This window comes from Mucilaginibacter sp. P4_E8 (genome assembly GCF_056401495.1).
This window is the reverse complement of sequence record NZ_JBFUJG010000003.1, coordinates 19,174-39,480: the sequence shown is the minus strand read 5'-3', so window position 1 is coordinate 39,480 and position 20,307 is coordinate 19,174. Positions and strand designations below refer to the sequence as shown.

Here is a 20,307-nt window from a genome sequence, read left to right as displayed (position 1 = left end):
TTAAATTTTGTTGAAGGCTGTGATGCCTGGTATTCATTTGTTTTGTTGGTGCTTATTATTTCCCTTTTCGTTGGTTCAATGCTCCCCCTTTCAGGTTATGTAAAATTTTCCTGCTAAATAAACGGCAATACCATGTCACCCCGCCCGAAGCAGTTTCTTAAAATTCCGGTTATCTTAAATTTAAAAATGCACAACTCCGTTTGCTGGCAGCGCTGCCAGCCCTGACAAAGCCTGGTGTTGATTCATTTACTGTACGCTTACGTTGGTTTTGGGTTTAGCTGCTTGTTCCACCTGTAACTGGTCACGCCTGGCCTGCGCCTGATCACGCAGGGCCTGTGCCTGGTCTCTTTCGGATTGCTCCTGGTCAAGCCGCGCCTGCGCCTGATCACGCATAGCCTGCTGCTGGTCTATTTTCGCATGTTCCTGGTCGCGCTTAGCTTGCTCCTGGTCACGGCGGGCCTGCTGCTGCTCCCGGTCAAACTCCGCTTGATCAGCTAAGATCTGCCGATTTTCACGTTCGGCTTTTTGCTTCGCCGCTAATAGGTCGCCGTTGGCCTGCTCCTGCTGAGCAACGAGTTCGGCATAAGTCCTAACCACATTTTCGCTTGGAAGAGCGGGATGCTGTATATCGCCGGTATATGGGGGTTTTGAACGCTTTGGTTTATGGGCTTGTTTTACCATGTCCGCCCTTTGGGTACCAATGGGCAGGGCCGCACGCAGCTCCTTTTTATATACCTGAGTGTTACGTCTTACCGGATAATTGACTTTCGTGATCTGCGCTATGGCTGTGGTGGCAATAATAGCCGAAAGGATAACCACACCACTGAACAAAAACACCTTCTCGCCAGTGGTTACCGTTTTGTTTTGATTACCCAGGATGCGGCTCACCCGATGCAGCAGCTGGTTCTTTTTGCCCGGGAAGGCAACCGCGTAATTTGCGCCGTAGAGCGAATGCTCTTTAAAGCTGACGAGCGCCTGTATAAACGCCCGCTTATTTTTTGTTTGGGCAAGGGCAACATCATCGCAGCAGTTTTCCCGCTCATCACGGAGCAAGGCAGAGATCCACAATAAACCGGGATTAAAGAAAAATACCGTTTCGGCAATGGTTTGTAAAAAGTTAACACCATAATCATGTCTGCGGATGTGAGCCAGTTCATGCAGCAATATGGCCTCCACCTGTTCGGGCGGCAACCCGGCCAGTAAGCCCGCCGGAATCAGGATCACTGGTTTCAAGTGCCCGATAACCATCGGCATTTTTACGTAGCCTGATTCCAGCAGCCGGACAGCCTGCTTTAACCGCAGCTTGTCACCAAGCACTTCAACCCGGTTTTTCCAATAGTTAACCGGCTCGGATACCTGCCTGTGTTTAGCGACACGGATAAACAGGAGCCCGCGCATCATCCGTACCGACCGGAACAGAAAAAAAACAAACCATAACAGCACAACCATCGGCGCATTGGCCGTAAAATAACCGATACAGGTAGCTGCAAAAGCCCGTATCCCATCCGCATTCAGGCTTAATAAAGCTGATGCCCCGTCGCCTATACTATGGTCAAACTGCAGCATGCTTTGCTGCGACGGCTTATTCCATTCCCAGGCAAAAGTGAACAGGCAAGCGCCTGCAAATAATAAAAACTGTACAAGCACCAGGTTGTACCTTACCGCCGCGCTCGCTTTTTTGGTAAGCAGCATCACCACCGCGCTGCTAAGGGCCAGCAACAAACCCTGCCATAGGGAATGGATCAGCATCCAGCTAAAAGCCTGTATCAGGCTGTGGGAAATGGCATTGGCGTTCAGGAGCAGGTACATAGCTGTAAGTTTTAATGATTATCGTCCATATTTTTGAGCAGCGCCTTTATTTTTTGGAGTTCTTCCGCAGATGTTTTGTCATTGCCCAGCAGGGCTACCATTAAATCGCTCGGCGAACCGTTATACATCGAATCAACAAACCGCCCAAGCATACTCCCTTTCACTTTGCTTTCAACAAGGGCGGCACGGTAAACGTGTTTCATATGGGTTTCATCGCGTTCAAGCATCCCCTTTTCTTTCATCACCTGCATTAGCTTCAAAGTGCTGGTGTAAATTACCGCCTCCTTTTGCTCATTAAGCTTATCATGCACAAACCTCACTGTCGACGGGCCATACTGCCATAACACCTGCAAAACATCCATTTCGGTTTTGGTGGGCGTTACATCAGTAGGAATATCTTTTTTAAATAAACTCATAAATCAAAGGTATGTATTAAAAACGTACGTTGCAATAGCCATGTAGTTTTTTATAGAAAAATTTAGCTTTACGGCGACTGGCTTAAACAGATAGCATTTATTTTATGACTTCGGCTATGTGCCAGCGTTTCAGATTAAGCAGTCGCTCTCCTTCAAAAACAGACGCTATGCGCTGTTCACGTCTTATGCTTTCGCGCAAATCAAAGCAGAATAACCGCCGTGATTAAGCCCTTTATATCGCTTATTACAACAACGCCAAAGCACACTTAGAGCGACCAACCCAGGGCGCACGATCCAATTGATCAGTCATTCACAATCGCCGCAACCCACCGGCAGCACACCGGTCTGCTGGAGCGTAGATACCCAGACTCGTCGTTTGATGTTCTATTCGCCTTTCAGACTTTCCACCGGGTTTGTTAACGCTGCTTTAATGGCCTGGTAGCTTACTGTCAAAACAGATATCACCAATGTTAGCGCAGCAGCGATCACAAATACCCAGATATTGATGGTAATCCGGTAACTGTATCCCTTTAACCATTGATACATCAAATACCAGGCGATTGGTGCCGCGATGCAAAATGAGATCACGACCAGCTTCAGAAAATCCCTGGAAAGCAGGTTGGTCACGCTGGCTACCGACGCGCCGAGTACCTTTCTTATACCAATTTCTTTAATACGGTTCTGCGCCATGTAAGCGGCCAGACCAAAGAGTCCCAGACAGGATATGACGATCGTCAACCCGGCAAACAGGCTGGCCAGCGTCCCGATCCTTTGTTCGTCGCCAAACTTTTTGGCATACTCCTGATCGACAAAACTATACTCAAACGGGTAATCCGGGTTATATTTCTTAAATACGGCTTCGGCACGGCGCAGGTTTTCTTTCGTGGAATTGGCGTTATTGAGCTTGTAATGGATAATGTTGAACCATGAGCTTGGCCCTTCAATCAGCATGTGCTGTACCGGTTCGTAAGGTGAGCTGATAATAAAATCCTTTATTACGCCGACAATATGCCAGGTCTTCATGTCTTTGCCCTCTCCCTGGGTAATCGACTGACCAACGGGGGCTTTAAGATTCATGATTTTAACCGAAGCTTCATTAACCAGCATAGCGGTTGAATCCGTCGGATAATTAACAGGGTCAATGTCCCTGCCGGCTACGAGCTTAAGTCCCATGGTTTTAACCAGGCTCCCGTCAGAACTGTAAATAATAAAGTCGACCTTGTTCTTGGGCAATGAGCCAGGCCAGTTGAAGCCCCAGCTGTCGCTATATCGCTGGGTTATGGGCGAATTCGTTTTGGACACAGAAGTTGCAGCACCGCTCGAAAGCAATTCGTTTCTGATGGATGGATAGTGCTTCGTGATATCGCCGGACATGAAAGTATAAATCAGGTTATCTTTCCTGTAACCGATATCCCTGTCCTGGGCATATTGTAACTGCTGGCGGATAATGATGGTACAAATGATCAGCACCACCGCAAAAGTAAACTGAATGACCACCAGTAATTTACGTGGCGTAACCAAAGCATTTGCTGCTTTAAAAGTACCTTTCAATACGGCTACAGGCTTAAAAGAAGATAGGTACAATGCCGGGTAGCTTCCTGAAATGACACCAGTGACTACAATAAAGCCAAGTGCGATCAGCCAAAAATACGGATTGCCGTAGGGTACATATAACTGCTTTTGGGTAAGCTGGTTGAAACCCGACATACTGATCTGCACGATGAACACGGCGAAAAGACCGGCGATAGCGGCGATCAAAACAGATTCTCCTAAAAACTGCCAGATCAACGAGCCCCGCAGTGCGCCTACCGTTTTACGGATACCCACCTCCCTTGCGCGTTTCTCACTCCTGGCCGTACTTAAATTCATAAAATTAATACAGGCTATGACAAGGATCAGCACAGCGATCAGCGAGAATACCCTAACCCGTTCAATTTTCCCGCCCACTATTTTTCCATCCTCAAAATGCGAATACAGGTGCCATTTATCTGCCGGGTGCAAAAACTGCTGAATATCCTTAGTATCGGAATGGTTTTTAGTAAAGTTCAGCACGGCAGCATCGGCATGTGCTTCCGTTACACCCGGTTTTAAAAGCACAAAGGTTTGAATGGAGTTATTACCCCAGTATTCATCATCCTGACCGATCTTTTTTAGGTACGACCATGGAACCAGGTATTCAAAATCAAAACGTGTATTATTTGGCAGATCTTTCATCACGCCCGTCACTTTGAAATAGGCATTGCTGTCTATTTTAACCGTTTKGCCCATCGCATTTTCCTGACCAAAAAGTTTTTTGGAAAATTTTTCAGTGATCACGATGTTATGCAGGTCGCTCAACGCGGTCTTCTGGTCTCCGCTGATCAACGGAAAACTGAACATGGAAAGAAAGTCAGGGTCGGTGAAGTCGCCCGCCGCGGTCAGGTGCTTGTCGCCAATAGTAAACAAAAAACTGGCATCGGTAACCCTGGCTACTTTTTCCAGTTGCGGCAATTCTTCTTTCATCACCCTGCCCATAATTTTGGGCGTGGTTTCCCAGCTCCATAATTTCCCGTCAAATTTCGACCGGTTATAAACAGAATAAAGCCGTTCCCTCTTTTCATGGAACTGGTCAAAGCTGAGCTCGTTCTGGATCCACAACAAGATCAGCGCAGCACTTGCCATGCCGATAGTCAATCCCAGAATATTGATTAGAGAGAATGTTTTTTGACGCAAAAGGTTACGCCAGGTGATCTTTAAGTAATTTTTGAGCATATGATCAGGCTTTGATAACTATAAGACGCCGATATCAGGGAATAAGTTGCAGCTTTTTTAAAAAAAAACGAAAGCTTGTGGTAACTGTGTGAAAAGATTCAGACAGGCAGTGAAGCTTATGGTAAACGCCTGGTATCGAGCTTTACAGGGTGTTAACAAGTGTTAAATATGGAAGATTGAAATAATATCTCAAAAAAATATGCGTCTGTGTTGTCAAGCAGCCAATGCAGCGGTACCCTGCCGAGCTGTCAAATTTAACTTTACACACTTTATTATGAAAAAGATCCTATTTACGCTTGCCGTAGTATGCGGTACAGTATGGTACAGTTTTGCTCAGTCAGTATCAACCAGCACCACTACTACATCATCGGCTCCGGCAGATCATGCCAGATTTAGTTTCGGATTGGACGGGGGAGTTACTTTGAACCATGTCCGTGGAAATTCCACAGGCGTGTGGGGGGCATCGGCCAAATATGAGTTGCCTATTGCCACCAACACCATGTTTACCATATCAGCGGGGTATACCTACCTGCCATATACCAGTTTCGAAAAGGAGTTTCTCAAGGCTGACGGCAATAATAGTTCGGGTGCCAGTTTCATACCCGTTAAGGTGGGTATCAAGTATTACGTTAGCCACGGCTTTTTTGTGGAAGGCCAGGCTGGTGTGGCAATTGCTGCCAAAAGCCCCAACTATAAAACTTCATTTGCGTGGTCGCCTGGTGTAGGCTATACCTTTGGCAACGGAATAGAAGTTGGGGCGAGATTTGAAAGCTGGTCAAACAGTGGAGCCCTTAATCAGGCAAGTCTGCGTTTGGCATACCGTTTCTAATCAGACGCTTTAACATGTAGACAAGCCTGGGCGCAAATGCCCGGGCTTTTTCATGCAGGTAGTACTTTGTTCCCGCCTAATCATATGGTAATTCACCTTTGAATATTTAAGCTTCTAATCGAATTTAACCTGCCTTTAGAAAGACATAATAAGATGACAAACCTTTATTCCGTTCTCAAACTCTTCACCGGATTGGCGATTGCCGCCCTTATTGACTGGTAAGAAATGGTTAACAATGCAATTATACAAGCTGATACTCCGGCTGCGGCAAAAAACCACCACTGTATATTAATATGATAAGCATATTGCTGCAACCATTTGCTTATTGCCCACCAAGCTATAGGAAAAGCAATGCCATTAGCCATCAGGACAAGTTTCAAAAAGTCTTTGGATAACAATGATGTCAGATTGAAAACAGTTGCCCCCATTACCTTTCGTATCCCAATTTCTTTTGTTCTTTGTTCAGCGGAAAAAGTTGCCAAACCAAATAAACCCAGGCACGCAATGAAAATGGTCGCGAGTGATACCCATATTAAAATTATTTGCCGACGCCCATCTTCAATGTAAAATCGTGCAAGTTGGTCGTTCAAAAAGTGATATTCGAAAGGATCATTTTTATCATTCTTTACCATCACATCCTTCAGTTTATCTAATGTACCTTTGATATTTGAAGCAGCTATTCTAGCGGTATAATAGTCAATACGCTGCACAGGATTTGTATTGTAGCCAAGTATTAACGGCTCAATTTTGGCATGTAATGTTTGAAAATGGAAATCCTTCACTATTCCGATCACTCTTGGCTCAAAAGGTATATTGTTATCGTTCAGCGACGTAAAGCTTCCGTCGCCATTTTCCGACATTCCAGGAATCTCAACGATCTGTCCGGCAGGTTCTATTATACCTAACAGCTTTGCTGCTGTTTCATTCACGATGATAGCTGATGAATCTGCCGGTGCATCAAAATTCCTTCCTTTTAATAATTTGATTTCATACGTTTTTAAAAAATCTTTATCCGCACCAAACATGTAGGCAACCTTTGACTCGTTAGTACTACCGGAATTTTGAATCTTAACCGTACGAAAGGTTTTCCATTCGCCCGGAACTCTTGAGGTAACTGACACATCTTGCACAGCAGAAATTTTAGCCATCTCAGTTTTTACGGTTTCAAAATTTGCTCTTGCCTTTTCCGTATTCACGTCAATGACAACCAAAAGATTTTTATTAAATCCAAGGTCGGTACTGTTCAAATATTTTACCTGCAGAAACAGAACGATGGTTGCAATGATCATTACCACCGAAATAGTAAACTGAAAAACAACCAATCCCTTTCTTAATGATAAAGCACTTTTATTTTGAACCTTAAAGCCGTTCAGCAATAAAACGGGCTTAAAGCGGGAAAGCAATAATGCAGGATAGCTACCAGATAACAAACCGGTGAGTATGGCGAAAAGGATAGCATAAATCCAGATGCGATAATCAGAAGAGAAACCAAGTGAAAGTTCTTTATTGGTAAATTGATTAAAGGCAGGCAGCACAAGGTTAACAACAATTACCGATAACAAAAATGAGCCGGATGTCACGAGCAACGATTCAAATAAAAATTGCTTCATTAAATTGTTTTGGAGTGCGCCTATCGTTTTACGCACACCAATTTCTTTTAAGCGACTCGAAGCTCTTGCCGTAGTAAGATTCATGTAATTGATGCCGGCGATTAGCAGAACAAAAAAAGCAATGAATGTAAATATCTTGATGTACAGCAGGCTTCCCTGAGCAATAGCATCTACATTACCATTTCTTGCACCGTCAATAATATTTTCAGAGTTAAGGTGGATATCTTTTAATGGCTGCAAACTAAAAGAAAATGCTGTACCCGCTGGTACAGTAAAATTAGCGCGCACCATTTTCTCCATTTGTGCTGCGACGAAACCCGCGCTGGTATTGGGTTTTAATAATGTATATACAGAAAAACTATCCGATAACCAGTCACTGGCTACACGTTGTTTAAAAGAGGGCCTGTTGCTAAAAGTTGGTTCTGAAATCACGGAGCTGAAATCAAAGGTTGAATTGCGCGGATGATCTTTTAAAACACCGGTAATTTTTAGAGGAGAGGGCATAAAATCAAACTGCAATGTTTTGCCGAGTACCTCTGTTTTGTCAAACAGCCGCATGGCGAGCTCCTGTGTAATGATAATCGAATTAGGTTCCGTCAATGCAGTTTGTTTGTTACCGGCGATTAAGGGGAAGTCAAAAATTTGCAGCAAATTTTCATCGGCAATGGTAACGGTTTCCTGAAAAAAATTAGATGGATTTTCAGGATTGAGAATATTTGATCTTCCGGTCCTTACGATGCGGGTTGTATTTTCAACGCCGGGAATTTTTGTTTTCGACTCTTCTGCAAGCTGATAACCAGCACCCGCAATCGTTGTTGATTCGCCATTCACGTTTTTATGTCCAACTATCCTGTAAATTCTGTCAGCTTTGCTATGCTGATGGTCAAAAGTGAATTCATCAAAGAGATAAAGACCTATCAGCAGAAAACAACTTAGGCCGAACGTAAGACCTGCAATATTTAGCGTCGTGTAAAGCTTATTCCTGGTAAGGGTTCTAACAGCCGTTTTGAAATAATTTTTAAACATAATAGCACCTCCTGATCTCCCTTTCGGAAGGGGTTTTAACGGTTAAAAATAATTTGATGTTAATACCTGATGGGCAGCTTTAAATTTTATTTTTTTGCCGGAAGGGTTGGCATAAAACTTCATTCTTACCATGTGATGAATGATATTTAAAACGACACATGAGAACGCATCTAATCTAGTGCCAGCGTTGTATATTTCTTATTATCAATTTATTATATAAAATTATTATAGCATACTGTTCGGTTTCGTTACAATCATTGTACGATTATGTATAATAGGCCGGGTAGATTGGCCGAAGCCTCTAAACGGATAGAAGAATTACAGCAGAAACCGGACGCGGTTTAGAAAACGGATAAAATGCTTTATTCGTGTATCGTGCTGCCGTTCCTGAAGGTCGAAGGCATGGCGATTTATCCTTTTAGTGGATCCGCAATTTAATAAGAGGAGAACAAACTTGTCCAGCGAAGCACATGAAAGAGGCGTTCGTCAGAACGGGGTAATATAATAAAAAAACACGCTTAGTTGCGGCATGGATGCTGAATATTAATTTATTTTGCAAGGTTATTTAACCGCCCGCATGAATAAATCTTTAATTTTTGTCCTCGTTCTTATCTATTGTACGAATACTGCATTTGGCCAGGCAACGGCTCCGGATGCGGATATAGCCACTAAAAACATGAACCCCGTTACAAAGAGTCGTTTGCTGCAAATTGATTCTTCCGTTGTTACCAAACATCAGGTTACCATCAGTGGCAAGATAATAACCTACACGGCTACAGCAGGCAGTATCCCTGTTTGGGATGAAGACGGACGCCCCGTTGCCGGGGTCTTTTACACCTATTATGAACGCGATGGTGTAAAAGATAAATCAAGCCGCCCTCTGGTAATTTCTTTTAATGGCGGTCCTGGGTCGCCCTCTTGCTGGATGCAGATCGGTTACACCGGCCCGCAGCTGGTCAATGTCGACGATGAAGGATATCCTATACAACCTTATGGTGTCAGCGAAAATAGGAACTCCATTTTGGATGTCGCTGATATCGTATATGTCGACCCGGTAAATACGGGGTATTCCAGGATCGTAGATAAGAGCACGCCTGGGTCAAAATTCTTCGGGGTAAATGAAGATGTGAAATACCTGGCTGAATGGATCAATACTTTTATAACACGCAAGAACAGGTGGGTTTCGCCCAAGTTCCTGATCGGTGAAAGCTCGGGTACTAATCGGGTATCCGGCTTGGCACTGGAGCTTCAAAACACTCACGGAGTTTATCTCAATGGTGTTATACTGGTGTCGCCAACCGACCTTGGCATTGACCGCAGCGGACCGTTAGCAGCAGCCTTACCCCTTCCCTATTTTGCGGCTGCGGCCTGGTACCATCATATGCTCGCGCCTGATCTTCAGCAGAAAGATTTAATGGCCCTGCTACCAGAAGTGGAAGACTTTACCACCAACCAATTAATGCCGGCACTTAGCAAGGGGGGCTTTATAGATGATGCTAAAAAAGATGAAATGGCCGAAAAAATTGCGCGATATAGTGGTCTTCCGAAAAAACTGGTCTTGGAGTATAACCTGGATATTCACCGCGACCTGTTTCAAAAAGCACTGCTGCGCGATAAGGGTTATACCATAGGCAGGCTCGACTCGCGCTACAAAGGAATTGACAGACAAGCGGGTGGCTCTACCGCCGATTACCCCGCCGAAACTGCTGCTTGGTCAAATGCTTTTACGCCGGCAATTAACAGCTATTTAAGGAATGATCTGAATTACAAAACTGACCTTAAATACGTTATGTCGGGCTATGTAACCGTTTGGAATTATGACAATGATCATACCGGCGAAAACCTGCGGCAAGCCATTGCCGAAAACCCGCATCTGCATGTACTTGCCCAATCGGGGTATTATGACGGTTCATGTGATTATTTTGACGTCAGGTACACCCTTGGGCAGCTGGACCCGGGCGGCAAGCTAAAAAACCGCATTAAATGGGTCTGCTATAAAAGCGGGCATATGATTTACATGCAGAAAGATGCACGGGTATCAGCTACAGCAGATCTCAGGAAGTTTATATTGGAATCAATACCTAAACCAGGAGATCCGGCCAAGTATTAAAGTATAAGAACGCAATATAGTCCTGAAATAAAGGATCAGCCCGTTTCCTGGTGTAATGCCTGGATTCAAACCCCTCCGCGCTGCTTCGTTATGAGTAAACATTTGCTTAGTAAGCACATTTCTTTTTAACTAAAACTTTATCTTTTTTAAATAATCTCGCAACATGCTGATTTGCATCTTTGTTATAATTAATAGTATTATTTTATATTAATTATAAAGAAATAAGTTGCTTTATTTTTTTTATAAGTTGGTGTAACATTGTAATTACACGATTTAGTTTGCTGTATTTTAATGATTTAGTTAGTTGTTATTTTATACATTTGAAAAATATATATTTTATTAAATATTATAATAAAGTTTTTTTGATTGCATTTATAAGAATGCAGTGTTATTGAACCGAATAATAAACAATTAAAATTCTATCAAATGAAAACAGCTCTACTTTTCATGACGATGGCTTTCTTTTTTCTTTTTTCCTGTAAAATGGAGAAATCAAATGAAGTGAAGCCTGTTCAAAAAAACTACAAGGTCACTTTCAGTGTCTCTAATTTTAAACAAAGCATTTCGAATGCTATTAATGGCAAAACCCAGGTCAACGGCTTGCGGGTTGATTCATCAACAACTAATATGGAGTCGTATGCTACGGTACTTCATTTATGTATTTTTGATAATCAAGGTAAATTAATAAGAAAGCTGGAGCAGGTACCGGGCGTATCCAACTACGGGATTATTTCGGATTCGTTAACAGCAGGAACTTATACTGTTGTAGCAGACGCAGGGCAAAATCAACTTAAATTGGCCGTTGGCCCCCAGGACGACCAGCATACTGACTTTCACAAACAAAACCTTCAGCTTGCCGATGGTTATCTTTATTCTTATTCTCCCAAAACAAGCCACAACGGAGCGAACAATGAGGGCGTATGGTATGATACTTTTTACAAGAAATTCCAACTGATTGTGACTAACGCACCTATCGATCAACCAATTACTCTTGAACGTGTAGTTGGCAAACTGGAAGTGAATTTTAATAGCGTAATACCTCAGAACGCTGCCCGGGTAGATATGCTTATCCGAAATGAATTTTTTGAATACAACATAGGCAGCGCCCAACCTGTTGGAACCGATTCACTTACCACGAGCTTTGTAGTGCCTGATTCTGTTAAAGGAACAGCAAACTTTAAGTTTTCTCAAATAATACTAAATACTACTGTTCCATTCAACATAACGCTTACAGCCTATGATAGCTCGAACAAGATCATCTCAGCGCATGCCGCTAATAATGTTAGCTGCCAGGTAAATAAACGAACTATACTTACGGGCAGTTTTTCAAATGGAAGTTCCGGTAATGGTCTAAGCATCTCAACAAATTCAGAATGGGGCGTCCCGACAACAATACATTATTAATTTCATAACTAATTAACAGGTCAAATGAGAAAATATACATTCAGTATGTTAGCTATTATGCTTATGCTGTTCGCTTGTAAAAAAGACAACAATAACAAAATAAACACCTCCGGAAAGTCAAGCCGCGTAAGCTTTAGTATAGGCTTTGCACAATCAACAGGCATATTTAACACGGCTGCTATAAGGTCGGGTAAATTAAAGGTAAATACTACATTCTCTGCGCCCGATTCGGCACTCCAGGCTGCCGTAGATGTTATCTATATAAACATTTACGGAGCTGATGGAAATCGTGTTTTTGCAGCGAAGCAATTAGCTTCAGATACCTCTTTTGGTCGGGTATCAGTTACGCTGGCTCCTGGTAACTATACTGCCGCCTTCACGGCCGGTAAAACAGGACTTACCCTTACCGGTAATGGAACATTCACGAATGATAATTTTACGTATGGACAAGCCGCGCAAGTACAAGATACTTTTTTCCAAAAGGAAAGCATTATAGTTGGAGAAGATGGCATTAGCCAAAATATTCAGCTCAATAGGGTCGTCGCAAAAATTATTGTAAATATCGAAGATGCTATTCCTTCAAATGTGCAGTTCATAGGCATGACATTTACGGATGATCCTACCTCTGGCCAACCTATCATTTTTAGTACAGCGTCCGGAGGGCCTCTAAATGCCAATGGCCGAACGACTATATACACGCAACCTGACGTTCCGGTTACAACAGGTGTAAAAAACATGAAATTATGTATGTACGTTTTCAACGCCGATAAACCGTATTCCATCAGAATGTTTGCATCTAATACTTTGCAACCACGCTTAGCAGCTGGATTGGATGGGTTTCCCGGCAATTATTCAGGAGACGCCATTGCTGACGTAATTGTTAATAATGTTGCTGTACAAATCGGTCATCAAACAACGGTAACGGGAAGGTTATTTGGCGGATCCGGTCTACTGGCAGGCAATGGCTTCAATATAAGCGTTAACCCCGTATGGGATTCAGCAACCAACAATATATCTTTTTAAAACACTCATATACAACGATATATGTTTAAGAGAGATAATTATAAAGAGAGCTGCTCACTTTGATTTTTATGCATAGGAAGGTAAATTACATCGTTGTAGATGAAGTACTAACCGGCCTTGAACAATCGGCGTGTTTAAATAAGAAGCGTTAATGTGATCGATGGAGAAAGGCTGCAAAATCACCTTTGCAGCCTTTAATGTTGTTCACGCAATTTTAACGTTATTTACCAACCCGTGTCTTCTTATTTCTGTTACAAGGGAAAGAAGCAAAAAATTAAACAGGGAAACCAAGCGTATTTGAATGTCCGGAGAGTTAACTTACACCCAACTGTACATCGAGTATTTACAAACTCACAAAATTACTAACAAATTTTTTGATATCTCTTTTGAGAGGTTGCACACCACTTCCAATTCCATAGTGTTCACGAGAAAAAGTAATGGTCAAATTATTAAATGTAAGTTCATCATCAGACAACACACAAGAGACGCGGGTATGGATATCACGTTGATCTTGTTAGGACACCGTTTCAGGTATATTTACGACGGCATAGTCAAAACATCACATTTTTTTACTTCCGAAACAGATCTGATCCAAGAAAGAATAAGCGATCTCCTGGATATTATTTGATAAAAAAAACGGCCGATACGACATGATTTATATGGATAATTGCAATTGAGCTCTGTTTTATTGAAGCATGTCTGATGGGATGAAAAGCTGAGGTGAACCGTTAATAACTTATAAATGGGCATCGCATTGGATTTTGGCCTTCGACAATACTGTTGACCTATTCATACATTGATTCAGTATTCAACTGGCCTATGCTTTAAGGCAGGTGGCTGCTGTAGCTGGGACCTCAAACCGCTTACGTATAACAATATCAAATAATATTAAAATTGATAGTTATCAAAAAGAATCCGATCGCGGGCATCTTTACCAGGCAGGGCAAAGATTGCGCTTGGGCGTACTGCTCACCGCGTTCCAGGGACGACCCAGCCCCGATCCGCCCCCGTACGATTATTCCACAGCAATAGCCCTCAAATTAACCCAAAAAATTTTGATGCCACAATGATAAGCCCTAAATTTAAACGCAGGCATAAGGTTCGCCTCCCTTAAAACAATATCAATGAAGTTAACCAAAATAATTAATCGTGCCATAGTGTTTGGTATGTTGTGTTGCCTGATATGGAGCATAAACCCGGCCATCGCCCAGATACCAATCCGCGACCCGCATACACCCGGCTATGTATCAGCAAAGGAATTACCGGATGGCGCCATTCCTTCACCCGACTCCAGTGGGAATTTTATTATAGGCCCTACACATCATCCTGCACCGGAATCAATCGTACAGGCTAACGTACCGCAGGGGACCATAATTCGCTTTACCATGGATTCGAAGGACAGCAAAATTTACCCCGGCATTGCCCGGGAACCCAATACATTTGGCACGGCAGATCCGGCAAACCCGGCTAAATTAATCGTCACTACAAGCCATCCGGCTCCCTACACCCGTCAGGTGGCCGTGTATGTGCCAAAACAGTATGTCGCCGGCACCGCAGCGCCGTTCATAGTGGGTGCCGACGGGCCAGACAATTTGCTTTTCACGGTATTAGACAACCTGATTGCCCAAGGTAAAGTACCAGCGATGGTCGCCATCTCTATCGGGAACGGCAGCGGCGATGCCCAGGGCAGCGAACGTGGTCTGGAATATGATACGATGAGCGGCGTATATGCAGAATTTGTTGAAAATGAAATACTGCCGCTGGTGGAAAGGCATTGCCAGGTGAAACTAACCAAAGATCCTGCCGGTCGCGCTGCCATGGGTGGCAGTTCGGGCGGATCATGCGCCCTGATCATGGCCTGGTATCACCCGGAATGGTATCACCGTGTGCTCACCTATTCCGGTACTTATATCAACCAACAATGGCCCTACAACCCCAAAATACCACACGGCGCCTGGGAATTTCATGAGCACATGATGCAGAAAAGCCCAAAAAAACCATTGCGAATCTGGATGGAGGTGGGCGACCAGGACCTTTTTAATCCAAACGTCATGCGCGATGACATGCATGATTGGGTGGTTGCAAATGAAAATATGGCCAAAGTACTTGCCGCTAAAAGCTATCCATACCAGTTTGTTTTTGCCCGCAACGCCCGGCACGTTGACTATCAAGTAAAAAAGCAAACACTTCCCGAAGCGCTGGAGTGGCTTTGGAAAGATTATCACCCGGCGAAGGTTGCGCAATGACGAATATTTGTGAGAAAATTAAGGCATCAATTTATAACTTTCTTTAATAACCGCTTCATTGACCGCTTTAACCCTTTCTATTTCCATTTTTTCCACAGCCCTGTCATATGTAAGTACACCATTAATTTCATGTTCTACATCGGTTGTTTGCGTGTAGATGGCCACACTCAGGCCTTTGTACTTCATGAGTTGTTCCACTTGATCCAGCAAAAACACATACCTATCCGTCAGCCTGGCTTTGGTGGGTTCATAGTCATACGCATTATTGGCTACAGGCCACATATGATCGCGCACAAACAAACCTACGCCGCCAAACTCGCCCAATGATGCTGCGCGGTATTCGTCGGGCACCGAGGCGCCATACGGACCAACATAAATATGGGTATCGACATAATCCCCATTTCCCGGGTCGCCATAGGGTTTCTGATAATTGGGGTTATTGTTAAAACCGGAATTGCCGTTCACCAGTCTTGAAGGATCGTATTGTTTAACCCAATTGGTTATATTCTTAACATCAAAAGCACCCCAGTTTTCATTAAAAGGCACCCAGGTAATAATGGATGGAGCGTTATAATGCTCGTCAATAAGTGTTTTTAGCTCTTTCCTGAATTCGGTTCTTGTTTTGGTGGTATCTTCATTTTGATACCATATCGCCGGCATATCCTGCCAAACCAATAATCCCAGTTTATCAGCCCAGTAGTAAAACCGCTGCGGCTCGGTTTTCATATGCTTTCTGATCAGGTTGTATCCGGCGTTTTTGGTGAACTGAATATCAAATTTGAGTGCCTCTTCTGTTGGGGCAGTCAGTATGCCGTCAGGCCAGTAACCCTGGTCAAGCAGCCCAAGCTGCATGATGAATCTACCATTGATCAAGGGCCTTGTAACGCCATTAACCTTGCCCAATTTAATATCACGCATGCCGAAATAGCTTTTTATCTTATCGGTAACATGGCCATGAGCATCTTCCAGGCTGATGGTCAGGTCATATAAAAAAGGATCATCCGGCGACCAAAGTTTTGGCGTTTTAATGGGCAGATAAAAGTAGGTGCCATTTGCTGATTTTGCCTGCGAAACCACATTGTTTCCATCAAGGGCTGTCGCAATTACTTTTCCTTCGCCTTTAGTGTTTACCAACACTTTTAAACGATTATTGGCCAGGTCGGGCAGTAAACGGATGTTCTCAATGTACATTTTGTTTACCGGTTCTAACCATACGGTTTGCCATATCCCCGAACAGAACGTATAATCACCGCGGGGGCCGCTTTTACCTGATGGCACGCGGCCGTCATTCAGATCCTGAACCGCAACTACCAATGTATTTTCCCCGTTGGTTAAATAAGGCGTTATGTCAAAACTGAAGGCATCATAACTACCGGCGTGGCTGCCCGCTTTATGTCCGTTCACAAATAAGGTTGCATGATGGGCCACAGCCTCAAAATGAATAACGATCTGTTTGTTTTGCCAACCGGAAGGAATTACAAAACTACGGCGGTACCACATATTGATCTCCTGCTTACGCTGAATGCCGGATAACACAGATTCCGGGCAATACGGAACGCGTATTTGTTCGGATTTACTTTCAAAAGAGACGGGTTTTTCCGGGCCGAGCGCGCTGGCAATATTTTTTCCTCCCCGATAATCCCATTTACCATTCAGACACATCCAGTCGCTGCGTTGCAATTGTGGTCTTGGATATTCGGGTAAAGGAACCTCGGCACCCGAGGCTGCTTTTGTCCACGGTGTAAGTAAGGCAGGCCCCTGGGCAAATAAACAGGAACAATTAGTGAGAAGTATTAGTAGAAACAGTACTATGCGAATCCGGCTTTTACTCATGATCATTGGTTTATTGGAAGGAAACCCAAACTTATTAAAATAAATTTATCTGAGCATCGACGCTGATCATCAAACATAAAAGCCTCAAGTCTTTCTACTTGAGGCTTTTATGCTTTAGGCGCGATTGTAAATCCGTTGTTTGTTGAAGTCCGGAACTTCAAATTCAGACTAACGTGGGGAATCTACCTGTAGTTTATGCTCCGCCTGAAAAAAACGGATACAGAACTCCAAAAAGAAAAACACGCAGATCGTATTATCAATATAATTCAAATGATAACTTTGAAAAATGTTCTTAAAATATTTTTTGCTTGTTTTCATCTTTTTTGGTTTTCAGTTACCTGTGCAAGCCAGCTTCATCATGAACCAAAATGCAACAGCTGCTTATAAAGCTATTTTTGAATTAAGATTCCCGGAAGCTAAAAAGATCATACAGGAAGAAAAGAGCAGAAACGCCAACAATGGCATTACTATTCTTTTAGATAATTACATCGATTTCCTCTATCTGTTAAATTCAGATAATAAAAGTGATTACGAAAAATTTAAGGATCGAAAATCTGACAGGATCGATGAAATAAAAGACAATGATAAAAATTCACCATATTATCTCTTTTCACAAGCAGAAATATACCTGCAATGGGGGTTAATAAAAGCCAAATTTGGAGATTATACCTCTTCAACGATGGATTTAAACAAAGCCAAAAATCTGTTAGCAGAAAACAATGAAAAATTTAAAGACTTTTTACCGAACCAAAAAAGCTTAGGTGTCATTGATTTAATATTCGGGGCTATTCCAGCTAACTTGAAGGGTATTGCCAGTTTCCTTGGAATTAAGGGTGACATTTCCAGGGGCTTTAATCAAATGGAAAAATTCAGGGTTCAAATAGCCGGAACTAAGTATAGTTATTATAAAGATGAAATTATTTTTTTAATGTGTTTTACAGATATAGATGTGTTGCATAGCAGAAACAATTACGGACGTCTTATTTCATTAGTAAATGATATGGATGAAAAAAGCCTGTTAAAAAGCTATTTAAAGGGATATGTAGCGTATAAAACAGGCCATAATGATGAAGCGATCAACTTTTTTTTAAATGTTCCGCGCTCAGCTGAATATATTTCTTTGCCAGCTGTAAATTATTGGTTAGGTAACGCAAAATTATGCCGTATGGATTCGGATGCCAACACTTATTTATTAAAGTATATAAAAGAAACCCAGGGTATAAACTACATTAAAGACTCCTATCAAAAGCTGGCTTATTATTATTATTTAAAAAACGACCAGGTCAATTACAATAATTATTTAAACTTAGTTCGTACCAGAGGGGCCGCGACCGATGAAAAAGATAAACAAGCTTTAAAAGAAGCAAATGATGTTAAACCGGATTTAGACCTGTTAAAAGCCAGGCTGTATTTTGACGGAGGTTATTACAATAACGCGCTTGCGATACTTAAATCTAAACAAGCCAATGATTTTAAAATCATTCGGGACAAAATAGAGTTCTTTTACAGATTGGGCAGAACTTATGATAAAATGAATGCCTATAATGAGGCATTAACAAACTATCAGAAAGCCATTAATATAGGTAAAAACGAAAGTTATTATTATGCCGCCAACTCGGCATTATATTCAGGCGAACTATATGAGCAAAAAAAGGATTACAAAAAAGCCGGTGATTATTTTAATATGACGCTCCGGATGAAAGATCATGCGTATCAAAACAGCATTGATACACAGGCCAAAGAAGGTCTGAAACGAATCAAGGCGGATTAGTTATGCAACTTCTTTTTCTCGGGTAAAGCGAACATGTTTATCCAATGCATTTTTGTGGTGAGCGTTTATTTTTTGTTTTACTGATTCAAAAACAAAATCCTCGCCGGTCCCGCAATCTAACATGTCAAAATACACCGAAGGTTTACTGCTTTCAAAATATTCGAATATATTACTGCTCCATATTAACTGGCATTTGCCATGAGTAAGCGCCATGATCTCGTTTAAACCATCTTCAAATTGTATGCGCCTGATATGATTGCTTTCCAGTTGCCCCTGCGGATAAAAAAGCAGCAAATTACCTGGTTCACGTAAAATTTCGGCTGCATACTCAAAGCTCTCTCTAATGGAGCGCTTCCCCGGATCTATGGAAAAGCTGCCGCAATACCTCAACCATTTATTTTTTTGCATTTGCTTCTTTAATGACATAATATAAAGGCGTTTCATACTGTTCGGCCCCCACATTACCCGGTTACATAAATAAAAGGCCAAAAATCCATCAAGAAAACTAAAGTGGTTACACATGAGCAGGTAGGAATGGCCAGGGTTGATATCAATATCCTTAATAACTATTTTATTAAAACGCCTCTTGAAGATTAGGCCAATGATGATGGCCCCGCATTTAAAAAAAAACGGATGTAATGGTTTTGATTTTATGATCATAACAACAGCTCTGCTAATGTTGAAACAAAATTTTTATTGATCATTTCGTGGTTCTCCTCTAAAATTATAACTTCTGCCTGTTTCAACCTGGTAAAAAATACTTTACCAATAGCGGGTAAATACATTTTATCATATTTGCCAAAAATAAATATACTCCTGATGTTATGCTTTTCGAGCATATTGATTAATTGCTGTTCATTAGTTTCTAAATGACGTAAATAAGTAAAGCAGGCATATAAAGCAAACCTTAACTCGGCCGTACCTATTTCGTTATGTAAAATGTCCCTCCCGGCTGCATCAATAAATTTACACCATTCGCATAAACTTATTAAATTGATCATAGCCTTTTTGCTCAGCATTAATTTTTCAAGCAGTTTATTTCCTGTTTTATTTTTGCCGAAATAGCGGATCAAAGCGCCCGGATTAATAGACGAAGGCGCAGCTACAATATATTCATTAACCCTATCAGGCAGCTCCTCAACTACTGTTGTGGCATAATGAGAACCCATGGAATAGCCAATTACCGAAAAACGCCCAATCTGTTCATGTTTGCAAAAATCCTTAATGAGGTTGGCAAACTCCTTTTTTTGCAAACCCTTTTTTACTGTGGCTAAGCTTTGATCTTTTAACCAGGTCTCTTTATGAAAAAACAGGTCAAACCCCCAAAACGTAAATTTATCGCCAAAGGTTTCAGTCATTAATTTAAATTGTTTGCCATGCATCCCAAAACCATGAAAACATAACATATTATCAGCACCTGTACCAAACTTATAATAATGTAACCTTACGAAAGTGTGGTCGAAGTAATGGCTGGTCATA

At 42.2% G+C, this 20,307-nt stretch carries 13 protein-coding genes; 6 read left to right on the top strand and 7 right to left on the bottom strand.

Translation table 11 applies throughout. The features are described from left to right. Nucleotides 1-246: 246 nt before the first annotated feature. From AC1DRQ_RS02445 to AC1DRQ_RS02435, 3 genes are all read right to left on the bottom strand, one after another. A complete protein-coding gene (locus AC1DRQ_RS02445) occupies nucleotides 247-1,809 on the bottom strand; it encodes a M56 family metallopeptidase (RefSeq protein ID WP_477422028.1) in 1,563 nt (520 codons plus the stop codon). Between the two features lie 11 nt (nucleotides 1,810-1,820). Then, the gene (locus AC1DRQ_RS02440; RefSeq protein WP_429393438.1) at nucleotides 1,821-2,225 is read right to left on the bottom strand and encodes a BlaI/MecI/CopY family transcriptional regulator; all 405 of its coding nucleotides are present in this window, start codon (nucleotides 2,223-2,225) and stop codon (nucleotides 1,821-1,823) included. Between the two features lie 384 nt (nucleotides 2,226-2,609). After that, nucleotides 2,610-4,976, bottom strand: coding sequence for an ABC transporter permease (locus tag AC1DRQ_RS02435; RefSeq protein ID WP_477422027.1), 2,367 nt, complete (start codon nucleotides 4,974-4,976; stop codon nucleotides 2,610-2,612). A 274-nt stretch (nucleotides 4,977-5,250) separates the two neighbouring features. Here AC1DRQ_RS02435 and AC1DRQ_RS02430 point away from each other — a divergent pair, with 274 nt between their 5' ends. Then, nucleotides 5,251-5,805: an outer membrane beta-barrel protein gene (locus AC1DRQ_RS02430; protein ID WP_477422026.1), complete on the top strand. Its 555-nt coding sequence runs from the start codon at nucleotides 5,251-5,253 to the stop codon at nucleotides 5,803-5,805. Between the two features lie 164 nt (nucleotides 5,806-5,969). Here AC1DRQ_RS02430 and AC1DRQ_RS02425 read toward each other — a convergent pair whose 3' ends face one another. Continuing rightward, nucleotides 5,970-8,441, bottom strand: coding sequence for an ABC transporter permease (locus AC1DRQ_RS02425; RefSeq protein ID WP_477422025.1), 2,472 nt, complete (start codon nucleotides 8,439-8,441; stop codon nucleotides 5,970-5,972). 577 nt (nucleotides 8,442-9,018) lie between these two features. Between AC1DRQ_RS02425 and AC1DRQ_RS02420 the strand changes: the two genes are divergently transcribed. The 4 genes from AC1DRQ_RS02420 (at nucleotide 9,019) to AC1DRQ_RS02405 (ending at nucleotide 15,224) form a co-directional block, all read left to right on the top strand. Beyond that, a complete protein-coding gene (locus AC1DRQ_RS02420) occupies nucleotides 9,019-10,551 on the top strand; it encodes a S10 family peptidase (RefSeq protein WP_477422024.1) in 1,533 nt (510 codons plus the stop codon). 426 nt (nucleotides 10,552-10,977) lie between these two features. Next, nucleotides 10,978-11,955 (top strand): FimB/Mfa2 family fimbrial subunit, encoded by a 978-nt coding sequence (locus tag AC1DRQ_RS02415; protein WP_477422023.1) that lies wholly within the window; start codon nucleotides 10,978-10,980, stop codon nucleotides 11,953-11,955. A gap of 24 nt (nucleotides 11,956-11,979) precedes the next feature. Then, the gene (locus AC1DRQ_RS02410) at nucleotides 11,980-12,978 is read left to right on the top strand and encodes a hypothetical protein (protein WP_477422022.1); all 999 of its coding nucleotides are present in this window, start codon (nucleotides 11,980-11,982) and stop codon (nucleotides 12,976-12,978) included. Between the two features lie 1,124 nt (nucleotides 12,979-14,102). Beyond that, nucleotides 14,103-15,224, top strand: a complete 1,122-nt coding sequence (locus AC1DRQ_RS02405) for an alpha/beta hydrolase (RefSeq protein WP_477422021.1) — start codon at nucleotides 14,103-14,105, stop codon at nucleotides 15,222-15,224. An 18-nt stretch (nucleotides 15,225-15,242) separates the two neighbouring features. On the opposite strand, the gene AC1DRQ_RS02400 is transcribed toward AC1DRQ_RS02405, so the two are convergent. Beyond that, nucleotides 15,243-17,057, bottom strand: coding sequence for a glycoside hydrolase family 2 protein (locus tag AC1DRQ_RS02400; protein ID WP_477422020.1), 1,815 nt, complete (start codon nucleotides 17,055-17,057; stop codon nucleotides 15,243-15,245). A gap of 286 nt (nucleotides 17,058-17,343) precedes the next feature. On the opposite strand from AC1DRQ_RS02400, the gene AC1DRQ_RS02395 reads away from it, so the two are divergent. Beyond that, nucleotides 17,344-18,828 carry a tetratricopeptide repeat protein gene (locus AC1DRQ_RS02395; RefSeq protein ID WP_477422019.1) on the top strand — a complete coding sequence of 495 codons (1,485 nt, stop codon included), beginning with the start codon at nucleotides 17,344-17,346 and terminating at the stop codon, nucleotides 18,826-18,828. Here the strand turns inward: AC1DRQ_RS02395 and AC1DRQ_RS02390 are convergent, their stop codons facing one another. Beyond that, nucleotides 18,829-19,488 carry a 1-acyl-sn-glycerol-3-phosphate acyltransferase gene (locus AC1DRQ_RS02390; RefSeq protein ID WP_477422018.1) on the bottom strand — a complete coding sequence of 220 codons (660 nt, stop codon included), beginning with the start codon at nucleotides 19,486-19,488 and terminating at the stop codon, nucleotides 18,829-18,831. After that, entirely contained in the window at nucleotides 19,485-20,306 is an 822-nt protein-coding gene (locus AC1DRQ_RS02385) for an alpha/beta fold hydrolase (RefSeq protein ID WP_429393461.1), read from the bottom strand. The genes AC1DRQ_RS02390 and AC1DRQ_RS02385 overlap by 4 nt, the downstream gene beginning before the upstream one ends. Nucleotide 20,307 lies beyond the last annotated feature (1 nt).